Genomic DNA, 18,351 nt, shown 5'->3' on the forward strand with positions numbered 1-18,351 from the left:
CTAGGTACGCTAGCTCACACAGACAACTTAGGCGTCGGCGTGTTCAGGACCGCCGCCGTTCAGCGACTTGGCCAGGTCCAGCAGACGACGGCGCGGACGCTCGCCCAGCAGGTAGTAGGCGCGGATCAGGTCCAGCGTCTCCTTGCGCGCGAACATCTCGCCGCCCTCGGCCGACTCGCCGGCAGTCTCGCGGCGCACGTCCGACAGGCCGTCATAGAAGTAGCCAACCGGCACTTCCAGGGCCTCGGACAGTTGCCACAGACGTGCGGCGGAGATGCGGTTGGCGCCGCACTCGTACTTTTGAATCTGCTGGAACCGAACGCCGACAGCGCCCGCCAGTTGTTGCTGGGTCAGGCCCAGCAGACGACGGCGGCGACGCAGACGCTTGCCCAGATGCGTATCGATGTCGTTACCCATGGAAGCCGTGCCCCCTAGCTTTTCCACCCGTCCCGAAACGGAACGGCCTGGTTCGACAGCCGCAAGTCGCGTGCCGGGCGAGATGCCGTTGCGCGATACGTGCGTGCGAGCCTAGTAAGGACACATGTCGGATAAGCGTCAGCCCTGGGTTCAGGACCTTCTTTGGCGGTTGGAGGCCCTGGGCTTCGACCTCTTTATCGGCGCGGTGCGCCTGATGGGCGTGGACCGCGCCTCGGACTTCGGCGGTTGGCTGGGCAAGACGTTCGGGCCGATGAGCGGGGCGCACAAGGTCGCCACGCGCAATCTAAAGCTGGCCTTCCCGGACAAGGACGCCGCCTGGCACGCCCGCATCCTGGAGGAGCAGTGGGAGGGCCTGGGCCGCTCGTTCGCCGAATTCCCGTTGATGGACAAGATCTTGCCGTCCACCGGCCGGGTCGAGGTGGTCAACAAGGAACGCCTGGCACAGATCGCCGAGGACAAGGTCCCGGTGGTGTTCGTCTCGGGCCACCTGTCGAACTGGGAGATCATGCCGGCCGCCATCGTCGACAGCGGCGTCGCCTGCGAGATGACCTATCGCGCGGCCAACAATCCCTATGTCGACAAGCGCATCCGCGACAGCCGCTTCCGCTACGGCGTGCGCCTGTTCGCGCCCAAGGGCGGCGACGGCTCGCGCGAGCTGCTGAGGGGGATGATGGAGGGCCGGTCGGTCGCCCTGATGAACGATCAGAAGTTCAACAGCGGCGTGGCGGCCCCGTTCTTCGGTCACGACGCCCGCACCGCGCCGGCCCCGACCCGCATGGCGATCCGTTTTGGCACGGTGCTGCAGACGATGTCGGTGCAGCGGGTGAAGGGCGCCTATTTCCGGGCCGTGGTGCACGAGCCGATCGTCCCGCCCAGCACCGGCGATCGCACGGCCGACATCGAGGCCGGCGTGCGGATGATCAACGCCTTCCTGGAAGATCGCATCCGCGAGCGCCCGGCCGAGTGGTTCTGGGTCCACCGGCGCTGGCCGAACGAAGTCTATGCGGAACTGGCCGAGCGCGAACGCGCGGCGGGGGCTGGAGCCTAGATCTCCAGTGTCCCCGAGGCCGCGTCCTTCTCGCCGTCGCGGCGGAAGGGGCCGGGGTGGTGCGGGTCGACGCGGCGACGGCGGCACGGGCCGAAATAGTCGGCCGAGCGGATGAACGGCCGCGGGTGGTAGATCACCGTATTGATGCGATCCAGCAGCGAGCGGGCGGTCACCGGCTTGACCACCACCTCGGTCACGCCGGCGTCGCGGGCCTCGAACACCCGGTGACGCTCGGCGAAACCGGTCAGCATGATGATCGGCAGGAACGGGTCGACGCTGTCGGGCGAGTTGCGGACCAGTTGGGTGAACTGCACCCCGTCCAGCGGGCTCATCTTGAAGTCGACGATGGCGATGTCCGTCTGCCAGTCGCGCAGAATCTGCAACCCCTCGGCGCCGTCCATGGCCTCGCGGATGTGGCGGACGCCGACACCCTTGAGGATGGCCGAAACGATCGAGCGGATATGCTGGTTATCGTCCACCAGCAGAAAGCGCAGCTTTTCCAGCGCCGCCGACATGCGGGAGCCGCCTCCTCAAGGATCTTGCGGAAAGACCGAAACCCTGGTGTCCGTTCCCCCGACGGACCCCTATCCCGATCGGCGGCATAGCTAGCGAATGATTGTAACTCGCGCCAGGGGGGAAACTTAAGCTTGGAAGGGGCCTGCGCCGACCAGCAGGGACGGATCAAGGTTGCGGCCGCGCCACTTCATGCGCCAGCACAGGTGAGGGCCGGTCGCGCGGCCTTCCTTGCCAGTCTCGGCGATCAGCTGGCCCTGCTTGACGTAAGTGCCCGTGGGAACGAGGATTTTCGACAGGTGCAGATAGGCGGTCACCAGACCTTGGCCGTGATCCACCAGGACGAGACCGCCTTCATAATGCAATCCGGTCTCGGCGAAGGCGATCATGCCACCCGCCGGAGCGCGCACCGGCGTACCCACGGGCGTCGCCAGATCAACCCCATAATGGGGACGCTTGGGTTCGCCATTGAGGATCCGCTGGCCGCCGAAGCGGGCTGAACGGCGGGCGCCTACAACCGGTAGTATGAATCCGTCGCGAAACCCCTCTAGGTCGGCCTGGCTGGCGAAGCCGGCGACCTTGCGGACGTTCTCGGCGGTGATCCGCTCCAAGAGGATAGGATCGGTCGGGGTGACCTGCTCGGGCGGCAGGCCGTCGATGCGCTGGATGTCGAAGTCGCCTGGAGCGATCGTGCGCTCGTCGATGGCCGAGCCGTCGGGCGTGGTCACCGTCAGCCTGCTGGCGGGCAGGGCGTCACGGTCGAAACCGATGACAAACCAGCCATTGGCCGAGGCGGTGGTCTGCACCAGGCCGTCGACGTCGATCAGCGCCCGCGGCGTGGTGCGGCCCACGGCATAGCCGCCCTGGACGAACTTGCCCGAGAGAGACAGGCCCGGCGCGGCGGCGTGCGTCACCCCGGCCAGAGCGGAAAGCGGAAGCGCGGCGATGACCGCGCGGCGGCTCAGGCCCCTTGCCAACGCTTCAGCGCTTCGGTCGGGCCGGCATAGGCTTCCTGGTGCTCCGGGCTCCAGTAGCGCAGGGCTTCCAACGGGATCTGCTTGTTGGTGATGGCGCACAGCACGAAGCGGCCGGGGCTGAGCACGGCGTACTCGCCGTCGCCATAGTGCAGGACGGCCAGGCCGTCCTTACCGAGATCACGATCGAAAGCGTTCATAGGCTCACTTTACGCCAAACCGGCGTCTCAGAACAGATCGCCCTGACCGGCCGGTGGCGTGGCCGGCTTGGGGCGGGGCTTGGGGGTGGGCGCTGCTGTGGGCGCCGGCGGCGGAACGAAGCCGCCTTCGCCGTCGATCACCGCGTCACGGTCGCCGCTCTTGAACTTCAGGTTCACGCGCTCGCCGGAGACCAGGTCGGCCGCCGAGCGAGCCAGGGTCCCGTCGCCCTTGCGGACCAAAGCAAAGCCCAGCTCCAGCGGACGCTCGGGGTTCAGCGACTGGCGCAGCTTTTCCAGGTTGGCCAGGCGGTCGGCGTCGCGTTGCAGACGGCGGTCGCCGGCCGCGTTCAGGCGCTGCCACAGGGCGGGCAGGCGGGCGTGCTGGGCGGCGCGATCGGGGACGCGGCGGGCGGCCAGGTCCAGGCGGCGGCCCAGATCGGCAACGCGGTCGGCCTTGGTCGCATGCTGGCGGCGCAGAGCGTCCGGCGTCAGGCGCGCGGTGACCTTCAGCAGTTCCTGGGCGTGGACGGTGGTGTTGCGGTGCAGGGCCGCGTCCAGGCGTCCGGAGGCGATGTCGAACCGCTGCTGGGCCAAAGCCAGAATGTCATCCGGACGGGGCAGGCCCCGGGCGGCGCTGACCAGGCGGGTGCGGCGGTCCTCGATCAGCCGCGCGCCCGAGCGGGCCAGGCGGCGATCGAAGTCCGAGATCAGGGCGCGCAGCTCGGCCAGCACGGGGGTCGCCATCTCGGCGGCGGCGGTGGGTGTGGGCGCGCGGCGGTCCGAGACGAAGTCGATCAGGGTGGTATCGGTCTCGTGGCCGACGGCCGAGATCAACGGGATGGTCCCCTCGGCCACGGTGCGGGCCAGGCCCTCGTCATTGAAGGCCCACAGATCCTCGACCGAGCCGCCGCCACGGGCGACGATCAGGATGTCGGGACGCGGCACGGGCCCGCCGGGTTCGATGGCGTTGAAGCCCCGGATCGCCGCGCTGACCTGGCCGGCGGCGGCGTCGCCTTGCACGACGCACGGCCAGACCAGCACCTGGCAGGGCCAGCGGTCGCGGATGCGGTGAAGGATGTCGCGGATCACCGCGCCGGTTGGGCTGGTGATGACGCCGACCACGGCCGGCATCGAGGGCAGGGGCTTCTTGCGCTCGGGCGCGAACAGGCCTTCGCCCGCCAGCTTGGCCTTCAGGCGCTCAAGTTGCGCGAGCAGGGCCCCGACGCCGGCGGCCTCCATGCTGTCGATGACGATCTGATAGCGCGAGCCGGCCGGATAGGTGGTGATCTTGCCGGTGACGATGACCTCGAGCCCGTGCTCGGGCCGCACGCCCAGGCCTCGGACATTGCCCTTCCAGACGACGCCGTCGATCGCGGACTTGTCGTCCTTGATGGTCAGATAGACGTGACCGTTGGAGTGATGGGTGACCTTGCTGAGCTCACCGCGCAGCCGCACAAAGCCGTAGCGGTCCTCCAGCGTGCGCTTCAGGGCGAAGGCCAGCTCGGAAACCGAATAGGGCGGCGCGTTGGAATCGTTCGGCGCGAGGTCCGTCATGCGCCCCTACTTAGAGCGATCCCCCAAAATGGAAAATCCCGGACGGCCTTTTGGGCCATCCGGGATCCGCCGCCTGAGAGACTTTTGTTCTTCTTAGATGTAGCGGCGAAGCGAACGGGCGAGCTCGGTGGCGCCGCCCTTCTTCTTGGTCTGCTGCGGCTGGTACGCCACACGGGCGTGTTCGACGCAGTAGGGGCCTTCCGACGAGCGGCGGCCGCAGAAGGTGAAGCCTTCCGACGACGGGTCGCCGATCGGCCACTTGCACATGTGCGCGCCCAGGGTCAGCACGGTGGCCGAGCCGGGCTCTTCATGCCGGAAGGCCGGCAGCGACGGCGGGGCCGAGGCCACCGGAACCGACGAGGTCGGCGCCTCGACCGGCGTCACGCGACGTGGGGCCGAGGGCATGGCCTGGGCGGCCGGACGCGCCGGGCGCGGAGCCTTGAAGGCCGGACGCGCCGGTTGCGAGGGGGCCGCGCGGCCCGAAAGGCCCAGGCGGTGCACCTTGCCGATGACGGCGTTGCGCGTGACGCCGCCCAGTTGTTTGGCGATCTGGCTGGCCGACAGGCCGTCCAGCCAAAGCTTCTTCAAGGTCGAGACTCGTTCGTCGGTCCAGCTCATAACCCGTCTCCGCCGTTTACCTAGGAGAGACGAGCGTCCCCACGCCCATCGCCCCTACATGTGGTGATCGGACCGCCCCGCCGGCGGTCGTCCTACTAGATATCGTAAAGAATGTGTTAAAGCGCACAATAGGCGCCAACGACTCTGTCCACAGAAACAAGATGTTGATTCAGGCAAGCCCAAGCTTGCGGAATGGCCCCTCAGGGCGCACATGGCCAAGCAACACAACGGGTTGAGCCTATGAGAGACATGACGAACAGCGTCATTCCGCCGCAGCCGCGCGACTACCACGGCTGGAACTGGTCCGGGTTCGTCACCCTGTATCAGCGTGAAATCCGCCGGTTCTGGAAGGTCGGGACTCAGACGGTGGCCGCGCCGGTGGTCACCACGCTGCTCTACATGCTGGTCTTCGTGGTCGCCGTCGGCTCCAGCCGGCCGGCCGTGGGCGGGGTGACCTTCGGCCATTTCGTGGCTCCCGGCCTGATCATGATGGCGATCCTGAACAACGCCTTCGCCAACTCGTCCTCGTCGCTGATCCAGGCCAAGATGATGGGCCTGACGCCCGACTTCCTGACGCCGCCGCTGTCGGCGCTGGAGCAGATCCTGGGCTTCGCCCTGGGCGCGGCGACGCGGGGCATCGTGGTCGGGGCGGTCACGGCCATCGTCATCGGCGTGCTGCCGGGCGCGGGCTTGTCGGTCGCCCACCTGTGGGCCGTCCTCTATTTCGGCGTCGCGGCCTCGCTGATCCTGGGCCTGGCCGGCGTGCTGGCCGGCCTGTGGGCCGAGAAGTTCGACCAGCTGGCCGCCGTCACCAACTTCCTGATCATGCCCATGACCTTCCTGTCGGGCACCTTCTACCTGGTCGACAAGCTGCCAGAGCCGTTCCGCACGGCCAGCCATTTCAACCCGTTCTTCTATCTGATCGACGGCTTCCGCTACGGCTTCATCGGCCATGCTGACGGCTCGATCCTGATCGGCGTCGTCGCCACCGGCGCGCTGACCGTGGCGATGTTCCTGTGGTGCTGGCGGCTGTTTGTCACCGGTTACCGCCTAAAGAGCTGATTGAAGAGCTGAGATTTTCGCCGGTTTATCAGGGCCTTTTCACAGTCCCTTGATTGACACGACCTCGTTCGACGGCGACAACCTGCGGCCTTCCGGTCCCCGCACTTGCAGTGCGGGGGCTTCTTTCCTTTTAGGAGGGCCGGTCTTGAGCACCGCGACGTCGTCCAACCCCGCACAACACCACATCATGGGCGTCTACAACCGCGCCCCGCTGGCGTTTGAGCGAGGCCGAGGCGCGCGCCTGTTCTCGACCACGGGCGAAGAGTACCTGGACTGCGTGGCCGGCATCGCCACCTGCGGCCTGGGCCACGCCCACCCGGTCCTCGTGGACGCGCTGAAGACCCAGGGCGAGAAGCTCTGGCACGTCTCCAACATCTACACGATCCCCGAGCAGGAAGTGCTGGCCGACAAGCTGTGCGCGGCCACCTTCGCCGACGTGGTGTTCTTCACCAACTCGGGCACCGAGGCGATCGAGTGCGCCCTGAAGGCCGCCCGCCGTTATCACGTGATCAACGGCCAGTCCGAGCGGATCGACATCATCGGCTTCGACGGCTCGTTCCACGGCCGCTCGTACGCCGCCGTCAACGCCTCGGGCAACGCCGGCTACCTCGACGGCTTCGGCCCGCGTCTGCCGGGCTTCGTGCAACTGCCGTTCGGCGACTTCGACGCCCTGAAGGCGGCGATCGGCCCGACCACGGCCGGCGTCATCATCGAGCCCGTGCAGGGTGAGGGCGGCGCCCGCGCGCTGACCGAAGCCCAGCTGCTGGAGCTGCGCCAGATCACCCGCGACGCCGGCGTCCTGCTGATCTACGACGAAGTCCAGAGCGGCATGGGCCGGACCGGCAAGCTGTTCGCCCACGAATGGGCGCCGGGCAGTGAGCCGGACATCATGTGCGTGGCGAAAGCCCTGGGCGGCGGCTTCCCGGTCGGCGCCTGCCTGGCCACGAACGAGGGCGCCAAGGGCATGACCCCCGGCACCCACGGCTCGACCTACGGCGGCAACCCGCTGGCCATGGCGGTCGGCAACGCGGCCTTCGACGCGATCAACAGCGAAGAGCTGCTGGACAACGTCAAGACCGTCGCCGGCTACTTCACCCAGCAGCTGAACGGCCTGAAGGATCGCTTCCCGGACGTCATCGTCGACATCCGCGGCAAGGGCATGCTGATCGGCATCAAGGTCGTGCCGAACAACCGCGAGTTCATGGTCATGGCCCGCGACGAGAAGCTGCTGATCGCGGGCGGCGGCGACAACTGCGTGCGCCTGCTGCCGCCGCTGAACCTGACCGTCGAGGAAGCCAGCGAGGCGATCGCCAAGCTGGAAAAGGCCTGCGAAACCGCGCGCGCCAAGGCCTCGGCTTAAACGACAACAAGCACTAGCCGCCCGCTCCGGACCACGGGGCGGGCGGAACCGTTAGGGATATGGCCAAGATGACCACCCCCCGGCACTTCATCGACCTGTGGAAGCTGGACGGCGCGACCCTGCGCCTGATGCTGGACGACGCCCACGCCCGCAAGACCGCCCGCAAGGGCTGGCCGCAGGGCAAGGTCGACGCCGACGCGCCGGCCAAGGACCGCGTGCTGTCGATGATCTTCCAGAAGAACTCGACCCGCACCCGCTTCTCGTTCGACGCGGCCATGCGCCAGCTGGGCGGCAGCGCCATCATCTCGACGTCCAACGACATGCAGCTGGGCCGCGGCGAGACCATCGAGGACACCGCCAAGGTGCTGTCGCGCATGGTCGACGCGGTGATGATCCGCGCCAACAGCCACGCCGACGTCGAGCGCTTCGCCCAGGTCTCGACCGTGCCGGTGATCAACGGCCTGACCGACAAGAGCCATCCCTGCCAGATCATGGCCGACATCCTCACCATCGAGGAGCATCGCGGCCCGATCGCCGGCAAGACGATCGCTTGGGTCGGCGACGGCAACAATGTCTGCTCCAGCTTCATCCACGCAGCCCCGCTGCTGGGCTTTGAGCTGAAGATCGCCTGTCCGGCGGTCTATCACGCCGACCTGCACGACCTGGCCCGCGCCGAAGGCCTGCAAGGCCGCGTCAGCATGGGCACGGACGCCAAGGAAGCCGTGAAGGGCGCTGACGTCGTCGTGGCCGACACCTGGGTCTCGATGGGCGACACCGACCATGACGAGCGCCTGGCTGCGCTGGAGCCCTATCAGGTCGACGACAAGCTGATGGACCTGGCCGCCGGCAACGGCGTCTTCCTGCACTGCCTGCCGGCTCACCGGGGCGAGGAAGTCACCGACGCCGTCCTGGACGGCCCGCGCTCGCTGGTCTGGGACGAGGCCGAGAACCGCATCCACGCCCAGAAGTCCGTGCTGGCCTGGGCTTTCGGGGCCATCGGCTAAGAGCCTGTCCGTTTCGAGCATCGAAACGGATAAACAGGCTCGCCAAACCAAGACTAAAAAGTGGGGTGTCGTCGGACCTCCCTCGGCTAGGGTCCCTTCCAAAGAAGTCGGGAGGGATCATGAAGGCTCGTCATTTCACCGCCGTCTGTGTGGCGGCTTGCCTTGTGGCGAGCCAGGCCCTGGCCGCCGATCGCTGGCTGGGCGCCTGGGGTTTCGCGCCCGTCTCGCCGAATGCGCCACCGCCGGCTTCCGCGCCCAATCCCGCGCCCGCGCCGGCTCCCGCGCCGCCAGCCACGCAAGCGACCCCGCCGCCTCTGGCTTCGGGTCCCTCGACCGTCGCCGACGTCACCCTTCGCCAGCTGGTCCGGGTCTCGGCGGCCGGGACCAAGGTGCGGGTGCGGCTCTCCAACGAGTTCGGGGCCGCGCCGATCGTCATCGGCAAGGCGGTGGTCGCGCCGGCCAAGGCCGACGGCTCGGCCGGGGAGGGCAAGGCCCTGACCTTCGGCGGCCAGGCCCAGGCGATCATTTATGCGGGCGCGCCGCTCTATAGCGACCCCGTCGACCTGCCGGTGGCGGCGCTGCAGGAACTGGCCGTCAGCCTGTACCTGCCCGAGGAGACGAAGCTCCCGAGCCATAGCCTGAGGCAGACCCTGTCGGAGAAGGGCGACTTCACCACGGCCGCCCGCTTCGGCGACAGGCCGCTGCGCCTGGGCGCGATCGTCAGCGGGGTCGAGGTCGCCTCCGTCCAGCCGCGCCGGGTGATCGTCACCCTGGGCGACTCCATCACCGAGGGCGCGGGCTCGACGCCGGGCGCCTACCAGTCCTGGCCCGACCAGCTGGCCGTGCGCCTGGCTGGCCGCGCGGCGGTGGTCAATGTCGGCATCAGCGGCAACCGCGTGCTGCGCGAGCGTTCAGGCCCCAGCGCCCTGGCGCGCTTCGACCGCGACGTCCTTTCGGTGCCCGGCGCCACCGACGTGGTGCTGATGGAAGGCATCAACGACATCAACCGCGCCTTCAATCCGCAGTATGGCGAGCGTGCCAATGCCGACGACCTGATCGGGGCCTACAAGCAGATCATCCTGCGCGCCCACGCCCAGGGCCTGAGGATCTATGGCGCGACCCTGACGCCGCAGGGCGGCTATCGCAGCTTCTCGCCCCAGACCGAGGCCGTCCGCCAGGCGGTCAACGCCTGGATCCGCACCTCGGGCGCGTTCGATGGCGTGATCGACTTCGACGCCGCCGTGCGCGATCCAGCCAAGCCCGACACGATGGTCGCTACCTATCAGAGCGGCGACTGGCTGCACCCCGGCGACGCTGGCTACAAGGTCATGGCGGCGGCGGTGGATCTGCGACTGTTCGGGGTCAAATAGCGGTTCCTCTCGCTTTTTTGGAAAGAGGCCCTATCTAGCCTCCCCATGACCGACATCGCTCCCAATCCCGGCGTCCTCGACGACGTCGTTTCCGCGTTCCAGATCGAAGGCCTGCCCGTGCGCGGCCGCATGGTCCGTCTCGGCGCCGCCGTGGACGAGGTGCTGACCCGTCACGACTATCCCGAAGCCGTCGCCAACCTGCTGGGCGAGGCCTGCGCGCTGGCGGCCCTGGTCGGCTCGAGCCTGAAGTTCGAAGGTCGCCTGATCGTCCAGGCCCAGGGCGACGGCCCGGTGCGCTATGTCGTGGTCGACTATGACACCAGCGGCGGCCTGCGCGGCTATTGCCGGTTCGACCCGGAAGAGGTGGCCAAGGCTTCGGAAGGCTTCACGCGTCCGGGCGCCAAGACCCTGCTGGGCGGCGGCGTGTTCATCATGACCCTGGACCAGGGCGCTGACATGGACCGCTATCAGGGCGTCACGCCAATCGAAGGCGAGACCCTGGCCCTGTGCGCTGAGCAGTACTTCGCCCAGTCGGAGCAGACCCCGACCCGCGTGCGTCTGGCTGTCGGCCAGGTCGATACGGGCGAGGGTCCCAAGTGGCGCGCCGGCGGCATCCTGATCCAGGTCATCGCGGGCGACCAGGCCCGTGGCGACACCCAGGACGCCTGGACCCACGTGCAGGCTTTGTTCGAGACCACGGGCGAGGACGAGCTGATTGATCCGACCGTGACGACGCCGACCCTGCTGTGGCGACTGTTCAACGAGGACGGCGTACGCCTGCTGGAGGAAAAGCCGCTGCGCGCCTTCTGCCGCTGCTCGGACGAGCGGATCGGCGTGGTGATGGACTCGTTCTCGGCCGAGGAAGTGGCCGACATGGTCGAGCCCGACGGCAAAATCCACGTGACCTGCGAGTACTGCTCGCGTGTGTACAAGCTGGACCCACCGGCCGCCGCTTCGGCCTGACGTAGAAGAAGCGCCGGCGGGCCGAAGGGGCAGCCGGCGCGCCGTCTATTTCTGCCTCAACGAGACGACGAGATCGTAGAATTTCGAGGTCGTCTCGTAATAGATTTCCGGCTGCGTCTCATCCTGCAGCAGCCGGTCGGCCAGGACGAGATAGGTCTTGGTCAGCAGGCCAGCCGCACCGGGCGGCTTGAGAACCACCCTCAGCTTGCCCGTCGTCTTGGCCAGGGGAGCGCCCGGTGGCGTGAACGGCGTCTTCCAGTTCACCTCGGTGGCGATGGCCCGCGAGATCGTCGAGTTCTGGTCGCGGCCCAGAGCCGGCGTGTAGGTCGTGTCGACGAAGGTGTTGGGAAGCGACATCGTTGATGGCGGGAGCTGCGGAGGCGCGGGCGGCGGGGCTGGCGGTTGGGCGGGCGCTGCTGCTGCGGCGGCTGGGGGCGGAGGCTGAACCGTATTCCACACGGCGCCAGCCTGCAGCGTAAAGTTCCCGTGACCGTCCAGATAGAGCATGCCGGTCGGCGCCGAGACCGGCGCGTTGATCGTGGTGGCGATCGCCAGCAGCAAGGCCGCGCCGTTTACGCCGCCGCCGACGCAGCAGCCATAGAGGATCAGGGACGTGGCGTGGCCGTTCAGGTGCGCGAGTTCGGGCCCCCATGCGGCCTGATTGTAACGGGTGATGCACTCACCGGTCGCCTTGTAGGTGTCGATGTCTCCTTCGGCGCCATGGCCGACGATGCTGGTCAGCGGGCCGCCGCAGAACAGGAGATTGGCGACGGCGGATTGGGTGCCGGCGTTCTCCTGGGCGTCGGGGTTGTTGTCCCTGATTTCCTCAAGAACGGGATCGGGGCTGGCGTCGATCGTGACGCAGGCCGGCAGTGGGGCATTCATGGCGGGCATGATGACCTCCAAAAGAAATTGAATTGAGGGTGGGAAGGCAGGGCGGACCGGCCTCGGCGGAAGGCGGTCCGCCCGCCCCCAGGGCGGGCGCGGCGGCGTGTGGTGGGGTCACACCGCGCGCGGCGGCCTTAGCTGTAGACGACCGAGAAGCTGCCGTCGGCGGCTTGGATAACCGTCGCGGTGGTTTGCGGCTTGCCGGTGAAATCGATCTCCGCGTAGTCGCTGGAGGTCATCGACACGTCGATCACGGCGCCGGGCGTGTAGACGCCGTCGGCCACGTAGAACTTCTCGACGGGCGTGATGTTGAACGTGTCGTTCGGCTGGGCCAGGAACGTCGCGACCGGGGTCGGCAGCGGCGTCTTGCCCGGACGGGCCAGGCCGAAGACGTAGTTGTTGTCGGCGGTGAAGTCCGTGGTGGCGGTGATCTGGTACGAGCCGGTCATGGCGCCGCCCTTCTGCACCGCCTCGAAGCCCAGGGAGTCCGAACCGTCGAAGGCGATGGTGTCGCGGGTGGCCGTGTTGACCTGCGCCACGCCGCCCCAGACGACCGAGGTGTTCGGCGCCAGTTCACGCGGGGCGGTGCCCCAGTAGGCGTAGGTGACGTCTTCGTAGGTGATGGAGTCGAAGCCGCCGTTCAGCAGGCTGGGAAAGGTGGCCCAGGCGTTGGCGTAGATGTCCGGATCGCCGCCGCGGCCCGTGACGACCGGGCTCTGCATGAAGGCGACGTAGCTCTTGGGGAACTTGGACTGGTTCCAGACTTGAATGGTGTAGATGGCCATTGTTTGATCTCCGGTTTGTATTGGTCGATAAATCGAGAGACGTTTTTCGCCTGACCATTTTTTGTGTGTTTGGTATTGGCGATCTCTTCGATGATTAATTCTGTTCCAAGTCGATCTTAGAAAATAGATCGAGCGACTTGCGTGGTGTTCAAACGCGGGGCGCTAAACTTGTACTGAGCTCAAGTCGGCGGCTGGGTCATGTCGTCCAGCAGGGCCAGCAGGTGAACGAGGGCCGTGCGCCGCAGCTTGCGGACGATCTGGACGAGCTCGAATTCCTCGACGGCCAGGCTTTCGGCCGTGTGGGCGTCCATCTCGCCGCGGCCCAGCACCAGCCAGTCCAGGGAGATGTCCAGCACCTCGGATATGCGCGCGGCATTCTCCAGCGACATGGGTCCGCCCTTGCGCCACCGGCTGATGGCGCTTTCGTGCACGTCGAGATCCAACGCCAGGGCCATCATCTTTGAGACGCCGCGACCCTTGATGGCGTGGCTAAGCCGATCCCCCCTGGACTCCATCACTCGGCCCACTGAAAGGGCGAGGCCTTACTGAGCCGCGCCCACCCCCGAAGAGAAAGTCTCGAAACAACCGTAGTCGGTATTTGTTATGTGTTTGTCTTATGGTTGTATTTCAAGGCGCGCTCGCGGAATCGCGGAATGCGCGAATTTCTCTGCGGGAAAGTTGGGTTACGGACGGTTCGGGAAGGCGGCGTCAGCTGTATGCTGAAAGCGCCGCGCCTAGTTCAGCTTCGCCGCGGCGCCGGGCAGGTGCAGCGAGAATTCCGGGATCTCGACGTCGAACAGTTCGCCCTCGTCGGTGACCATGGCGTAGCTGCCCTTCATCGCGCCCGACGGGGTGGGCAGGGGGCAGTTGGAGACGTAGCGGAAGGCCTCGCGAGGCTTCAGCTCCGGCTGCTCGCCGACCACGCCCGAGCCCTCGACGTCGTTCACGCGGTTGAAGGCGTCGATGATTGTCCAGCGGCGCGAGACCAGGGTCACGGTCTCCTGGCCATGGTTCTCGATCTCGACCGTGTAGGACCAGAGATACAGGCCCTGCTCGGGCGAGGATTCCTCGGCCGCGTAGATCGGGAATACACGCACGACGATGTCGCGCGTGCGCGCTTCATAGGCCGCGCCATCTTGGCCGCGACGCCGACGCATGCGCTGCATCGGGGGAGAAGTTTCACGCCTGATCGAGCGCACGGATCACATCCCGCTTGAGGTCTTCGACGCCTTCCAGGCCCACCGACAGGCGCACGCCGCCTTCGGTAACGCCCAGCGACGGGCGTTGCTCCTCGGGCACCGAGCGGTGCGTGGTGGTGGGCGGATGGGTCGCCATGGATTTCGCGTCGCCCAGGTTGTTGGAGATGTCGACGATCTCCAGGGCATTCAGGAACTTGAAGGCCGCTTCGCGCGAGCCCAGGTCCAGGGCGATCACGGTGCCGCCGCCGGTCATCTGCGACTTGGCGACGTTGTGGCCCGGATGGTCGTGGCGGAAGGGGTAGAGCACCTTCTGCACCTTCTTGTGCTCGGCCATGGTGTTGGCCAGGGCAAAAGCGCTGTCGGTCTGGCGGCGGACGCGCAGGTCCAGCGTCTCCAGGCCCTTGACCATGACCCAGGCGTTGAACGGCGACAGCGACGGGCCGGTGTGGCGCAGGCTGTCGCGGTAGAATTCCTCGTTGATCGCCTCGCTGGTCAGGATGGCCCCGCCCAGCACGCGGCCCTGGCCGTCGATGTGCTTGGTGGCCGAGTAGACGACCACGTCGGCGCCCAGCTCCAGCGGCTTCTGGAAGATCGGGGTGGCGAAGACGTTGTCGACAATGACCTTGGCGCCGACCGCGTGGGCCAGCTCCGACACCGCGCGGATGTCGGTGATTTCGAGTACCGGATTCGAGGGCGTCTCGATCAGCACCGCCTTGGTGTTGGGGCGGATCGCCGCTTCCCATTCGCGGATGTCGGTGGCGTCGACGAAGGTGGTCTCGACGCCGAAGCGCGGCAGCCACTCCGACACGATCCAGCGGCACGAGCCGAACAGGGCGCGGCCGGCCACCACGTGGTCGCCGGCGCGGACCAGGCCCATCAGGGCGGCGTGGATCGAGGCCATGCCGGTCGCCTGGGCGCGGCAGACTTCCGCGCCTTCCAGCAGGGCCAGGCGGTCCTCGAACATTTTCACGGTCGGATTGTTGAACCGCGAATAGACGAAGCCGGGGTCCTCGCCGGCGAACCGGCGGTCGGCGCCCTCGGCGCTGTCATAGGTGAAGCCTTGCGTCAGATAGAGCGCCTCGGCGGTCTCCATGAACTGCGAACGCGCAATGCCCCCACGAATGAGCTTCGTCGCGACGTCCCAGTCTTTTGGATCCTCGGCCACGGGCCTTGCCTCATCTCACGCGTAAAAACCGCCGGCATAAGGAGCGGCGAGGGGGTCTTGGTCAAGCGCCAACGCCCCATCCGCGACCGGAGAATTGTCACGGGCGAAAAACACATTGTCACGGGCGAGCTTGCGTCTCTCTTACCTTGCCTTTGGGGCGAGGTTTGGCGAGTGTCGCGCCGATGACCGACGCCCACGCCGCAGGGATTCTGCCCTGCCAAAATATCGAAAACCTGATCGCTGAAGAGGCGATCACCTCGGCCACGCCGTTCGACGTCGATCAGGTGCAGCCCGCCAGCCTGGACCTGCGCCTGGGCGCGCGCGCCTGGCGGGTCCGCGCCTCGTTCCTGCCGGGCCTGCATCGCAAGGTGCCTGATCGCCTCAAAGACGTGGCCATGCACGAGCTCGATTTAACCAAGGGCGCGGTGCTGGAGAAGGGTTGCGTCTACATCGCCGAGATCCAGGAGCGCCTGGCCCTGCCGATGACGGTGTCCGCGCGCGGCAACCCCAAGAGCTCGACGGGCCGGGTGGATGTGTTCGTCCGCCTGCTGACCGATCACAGCCGCGCCTTCGACGATGTCGACGCCGGCTATACCGGGCCGCTCTATATCGAGATTGCGCCGCAGACCTTCTCGGTGCTGGTCCGGGCCGGCACGCGCCTGAACCAGCTGCGCCTCAAGCGCGGCGAGCCGGCCAAGCTGGCCACCCGCAGCGTGGGCGTCGACCTGACGTCCGACACGGGCATCGTCGGCTTCCGCGGCCGTCGCCACGCCGGCGTCGTCGACCTGGACCACGAGGACGGCCACGACCCGCGCGACTACTGGGAGCCGCTGGAGGCCCGCCACGGCGAGCTGCTGCTGGATCCGGGCGAGTTCTACATCCTGGCCTCCAAGGACGACATCGAGATCCCGGTGATGGAAGCGGCCGAAATGACCCCGATCGATCCGTCGGTCGGCGAGTTCCGCGTCCACTATGCCGGCTTCTTCGACCCGGGCTTCGGCACCGAGGAAGCCGCCGCCGTCGGCTCCAAGGGGGTGCTGGAAGTGCGCAGCCACGAGACGCCGTTCTTGCTGGAGGACGGCCAGACCGTGGCGCGGCTGGTCTATGAACCCCTGACCTCGCGACCGGCGCGGTTGTACGGCGAAGGTGGGTCGCACTACCAGCGCCAGGGTCTGAAGTTGTCCAAGCATTTCAAAGCCTGGCGCTGATCGGGCCAAGCTGAGTCGTTATGTCGCGGCGGCCGTTCACTAACGGCTGACCAGAGTCGCGCTTATCTCGGGGCCTAGTTTCGGTCGGGCCTTGAAGAGATGTTCAGTGGCGTATTGAGGCGTCTGTCGCGCGGGGCGATCGCGGCGGGTCTCGTCTGGATGGCGGGAGCTGGCGCGGCCAGCGCCGCTCCGGCGATGTGGGAAGTCCGCGACAAGGACTCCGTCGTCTATCTGTTCGGTTCGATGCATGTGCTGCATCCCGACGTGCGCTGGCGCACCCGGGCCTTCGACCACGCCTATGCCGTCGCCGACCGCGTCTGGTTCGAGACGCGCGCGGATCTGCCGTCCAGCGAGGTGAAGGTTCTGCTCGATCGCTACGGCGTCGACGCGGACCGCTCCCTGACCCAGAAGCTCTCCCCGACGGCCCTGGCCACGCTGCGGCCGGTGCTGGATCGTGACGGCGTGCCGCTGGAGCGTGTCGAGCGTCTGCGGCCCTGGGCGGCGGCGATGATGCTGTCGGTCGCGCCGATGACCCGCGAGGGCGGGGCGGTGGCCAGCGGCGTCGACTCCGCCACCACTCAGCGCGCCAAGACGGCCGACAAGCCGATCGCCACCTTCGAGACCTTCGAACAGCAGCTGCGCATCTTCGCCGACCTGCCCGAGCAGGCCGAGCTCGACTACCTGGACGATGTCGCCCGCGAGCAGTTGACCCCGCCGCGCGATGGCGTCGCCCTGGAGCGCGCCTGGCTGAGCGGCGACATGAATCGGCTGGGCAGCCGCCTGGTCGATCGCATGAAGACGGGTCGCCCGGCGCTCTACGACGCCCTGCTCAAGCGCCGCAACCTGGCCTGGGCCGACCGTCTGGACGCCGAGATGCGGCAGGGGCGGGGCACGGACCTAGTCGTCGTCGGCGCCCTGCACATGGCGGGCGGCGAGGGGCTTCCGGCCCTGATGAAGGCCCGCGGCTACAGCGTTCGAAGGATCCAATGAGCTGTCGCAGCGCCTGTCGCGCGGCAACCCGCCGCACCACATCTGGTGGACAGTCGGTGCGATTACACAAATTCTAGCCCTTGTCCTCTCGGGGCGCGACTCAGTCTCGCTTCGACGCGGAGGATGCGGAAAGTCTACGGAGGCCCCCTTGGCCCGTACTGCTCAAGACCCGTTCCTGATCCTGCAAGGCCGCGTCGAGGCCTGGGAGCGGTGTGCGCGTATCCCCGGCTGCGACAAGGCCGTCTGGCGTCAGGACGCCGAAGGGCGGGTCATCCGCTGGTCCGATTTCGGCGACCGTTTCTCGCGTTATGGCTGGGAAGTTGTCAGCCGTCCGCGCCCCGGCATGCTGGGCCGCGCCCTCAAGCGCCTGGAGGCCGTCCACTGGCGCGCCGTCACCGGCGAGTCGCTGTCGGTCGACCCGTTCCTGGGCCGCAAGGCCGCCTGAAACGTCAAGCTTCTCCGTCCTTTAGTCGATACTGCCTGACAAAATGACAACCACGCTTGACATGGCGTGCTCGGGAATGACAAATGTCCTTGTCATTTAGACGGGGTGGCTTGTCATGGAAAAGATCGAAGCGCGTAAGGCCAGCCGGGAGGAGATCGCTCAGCGGATCCTGGTCGGTTGCGGGGTCTTCGGCGCCCTGGTCGGGGCTGGCGGCGCGCTGGCGAACCGTCTGGAAATCCAGATCCCGATGCCCGTGATCGCGGTCGGGACGGTCATCTTGATGATCGTGATGGCCGGGCTGACGGCGATCTACTGGCGCATGATCGACGAGGCCGCCCGCGAGGCGCACAAGTTCGCCTGGTTCTGGGGCGGCATGGCCGGCGCGGCCGTGGCCCTGATGATCGGCGCGGTCACGGACTCGGCCTGGCTCACGGCGATGTACGGCGACCTCAAGCCAGCCGGCTGGCTGATCCTGGGCATGGCCGGGCTGCTGATCGCCCAAGCCATCGGCTACGGCCTGGCCTGGGCCGGCTGGTGGCTGGTCCGTCAGCGCTGAGGGAGGGGATC

The 18,351-nt window shown here is 67.4% G+C and carries 21 protein-coding genes; 10 read left to right on the forward strand and 11 right to left on the reverse strand.

The features are described 5' to 3' along the window. Positions 1-27: 27 nt before the first annotated feature. Positions 28-417, reverse strand: a complete 390-nt coding sequence (locus AC07NF_RS16945; protein ID WP_492812393.1) for a helix-turn-helix domain-containing protein — start codon at positions 415-417, stop codon at positions 28-30. Positions 418-541: 124 nt separating this feature from the next. Here AC07NF_RS16945 and AC07NF_RS16950 point away from each other — a divergent pair, with 124 nt between their 5' ends. Beyond that, complete coding sequence (locus AC07NF_RS16950) at positions 542-1,486, forward strand: lysophospholipid acyltransferase family protein (RefSeq protein ID WP_494628851.1); 945 nt, start codon at positions 542-544, stop codon at positions 1,484-1,486. Here AC07NF_RS16950 and AC07NF_RS16955 read toward each other — a convergent pair. From AC07NF_RS16955 to gcrA, 5 genes are all read right to left on the reverse strand, one after another. Beyond that, positions 1,483-2,001, reverse strand: a complete 519-nt coding sequence (locus AC07NF_RS16955; RefSeq protein WP_492812389.1) for a response regulator — start codon at positions 1,999-2,001, stop codon at positions 1,483-1,485. The two genes, AC07NF_RS16950 and AC07NF_RS16955, sit on opposite strands and share 4 nt — an antisense overlap. A 126-nt stretch (positions 2,002-2,127) precedes the next feature. Beyond that, on the reverse strand, positions 2,128-2,976 hold the full coding sequence (locus AC07NF_RS16960; protein WP_494628850.1) for a M23 family metallopeptidase: 849 nt from the start codon (positions 2,974-2,976) through the stop codon (positions 2,128-2,130). Next, the gene (locus AC07NF_RS16965) at positions 2,961-3,173 is read right to left on the reverse strand and encodes a DUF2093 domain-containing protein (RefSeq protein WP_454717076.1); all 213 of its coding nucleotides are present in this window, start codon (positions 3,171-3,173) and stop codon (positions 2,961-2,963) included. Before AC07NF_RS16965 ends, AC07NF_RS16960 begins: the two co-directional genes overlap by 16 nt. Before the next feature lie 27 nt (positions 3,174-3,200). Then, positions 3,201-4,727 carry an exodeoxyribonuclease VII large subunit gene (gene xseA / locus AC07NF_RS16970; RefSeq protein WP_494628849.1) on the reverse strand — a complete coding sequence of 509 codons (1,527 nt, stop codon included), beginning with the start codon at positions 4,725-4,727 and terminating at the stop codon, positions 3,201-3,203. Between the two features lie 93 nt (positions 4,728-4,820). Continuing rightward, positions 4,821-5,345: a cell cycle sigma 70 cofactor GcrA gene (gene gcrA / locus AC07NF_RS16975; RefSeq protein ID WP_492812383.1), complete on the reverse strand. Its 525-nt coding sequence runs from the start codon at positions 5,343-5,345 to the stop codon at positions 4,821-4,823. 240 nt (positions 5,346-5,585) lie between these two features. Between gcrA and AC07NF_RS16980 the strand changes: the two genes are divergently transcribed. The 5 genes from AC07NF_RS16980 to AC07NF_RS17000 all read left to right on the forward strand — a co-directional run bounded on the left by AC07NF_RS16980 (position 5,586) and on the right by AC07NF_RS17000 (position 11,104). Beyond that, a complete protein-coding gene (locus tag AC07NF_RS16980) occupies positions 5,586-6,407 on the forward strand; it encodes an ABC transporter permease (protein WP_494628848.1) in 822 nt (273 codons plus the stop codon). A 145-nt stretch (positions 6,408-6,552) separates the two neighbouring features. Continuing rightward, positions 6,553-7,767 (forward strand): aspartate aminotransferase family protein, encoded by a 1,215-nt coding sequence (locus AC07NF_RS16985; RefSeq protein WP_494628847.1) that lies wholly within the window; start codon positions 6,553-6,555, stop codon positions 7,765-7,767. Positions 7,768-7,835: 68 nt separating this feature from the next. Continuing rightward, positions 7,836-8,771: an ornithine carbamoyltransferase gene (argF, locus tag AC07NF_RS16990; protein ID WP_494628846.1), complete on the forward strand. Its 936-nt coding sequence runs from the start codon at positions 7,836-7,838 to the stop codon at positions 8,769-8,771. A gap of 119 nt (positions 8,772-8,890) precedes the next feature. Next, positions 8,891-10,141, forward strand: a complete 1,251-nt coding sequence (locus tag AC07NF_RS16995; RefSeq protein ID WP_494628845.1) for an SGNH/GDSL hydrolase family protein — start codon at positions 8,891-8,893, stop codon at positions 10,139-10,141. A 45-nt stretch (positions 10,142-10,186) separates the two neighbouring features. After that, positions 10,187-11,104, forward strand: coding sequence for an Hsp33 family molecular chaperone (locus AC07NF_RS17000; protein ID WP_492812376.1), 918 nt, complete (start codon positions 10,187-10,189; stop codon positions 11,102-11,104). A gap of 45 nt (positions 11,105-11,149) precedes the next feature. On the opposite strand, the gene AC07NF_RS17005 is transcribed toward AC07NF_RS17000, so the two are convergent. From AC07NF_RS17005 to metZ, 5 genes are all read right to left on the reverse strand, one after another. Next, positions 11,150-11,998 (reverse strand): DUF4347 domain-containing protein, encoded by an 849-nt coding sequence (locus AC07NF_RS17005; protein WP_492812374.1) that lies wholly within the window; start codon positions 11,996-11,998, stop codon positions 11,150-11,152. Positions 11,999-12,126: 128 nt separating this feature from the next. Further along, on the reverse strand, positions 12,127-12,777 hold the full coding sequence (locus tag AC07NF_RS17010; RefSeq protein WP_492812373.1) for a RhiA family protein: 651 nt from the start codon (positions 12,775-12,777) through the stop codon (positions 12,127-12,129). Positions 12,778-12,956: 179 nt separating this feature from the next. Continuing rightward, positions 12,957-13,292, reverse strand: coding sequence for a helix-turn-helix domain-containing protein (locus tag AC07NF_RS17015; RefSeq protein WP_492812372.1), 336 nt, complete (start codon positions 13,290-13,292; stop codon positions 12,957-12,959). A gap of 219 nt (positions 13,293-13,511) precedes the next feature. Then, positions 13,512-13,976, reverse strand: a complete 465-nt coding sequence (gene apaG, locus AC07NF_RS17020) for a Co2+/Mg2+ efflux facilitator ApaG/CorD (RefSeq protein WP_492812370.1) — start codon at positions 13,974-13,976, stop codon at positions 13,512-13,514. Then, positions 13,957-15,141, reverse strand: coding sequence for an O-succinylhomoserine sulfhydrylase (gene metZ / locus AC07NF_RS17025; protein ID WP_494628844.1), 1,185 nt, complete (start codon positions 15,139-15,141; stop codon positions 13,957-13,959). The genes apaG and metZ overlap by 20 nt, the downstream gene beginning before the upstream one ends. 182 nt (positions 15,142-15,323) lie before the next feature. On the opposite strand from metZ, the gene AC07NF_RS17030 reads away from it, so the two are divergent. From AC07NF_RS17030 to AC07NF_RS17045, 4 genes are all read left to right on the forward strand, one after another. After that, entirely contained in the window at positions 15,324-16,349 is a 1,026-nt protein-coding gene (locus AC07NF_RS17030) for a 2'-deoxycytidine 5'-triphosphate deaminase (protein ID WP_492812366.1), read from the forward strand. Positions 16,350-16,463: 114 nt separating this feature from the next. After that, complete coding sequence (locus AC07NF_RS17035) at positions 16,464-17,339, forward strand: TraB/GumN family protein (RefSeq protein WP_494628843.1); 876 nt, start codon at positions 16,464-16,466, stop codon at positions 17,337-17,339. 148 nt (positions 17,340-17,487) lie between these two features. Continuing rightward, a complete protein-coding gene (locus tag AC07NF_RS17040; protein ID WP_494628842.1) occupies positions 17,488-17,784 on the forward strand; it encodes a hypothetical protein in 297 nt (98 codons plus the stop codon). Positions 17,785-17,899: 115 nt separating this feature from the next. Beyond that, on the forward strand, positions 17,900-18,340 hold the full coding sequence (locus AC07NF_RS17045) for a hypothetical protein (RefSeq protein WP_494628841.1): 441 nt from the start codon (positions 17,900-17,902) through the stop codon (positions 18,338-18,340). Positions 18,341-18,351 lie beyond the last annotated feature (11 nt).

It is taken from the genome of Caulobacter sp. GW821-FHT10A06, assembly GCF_059415805.1.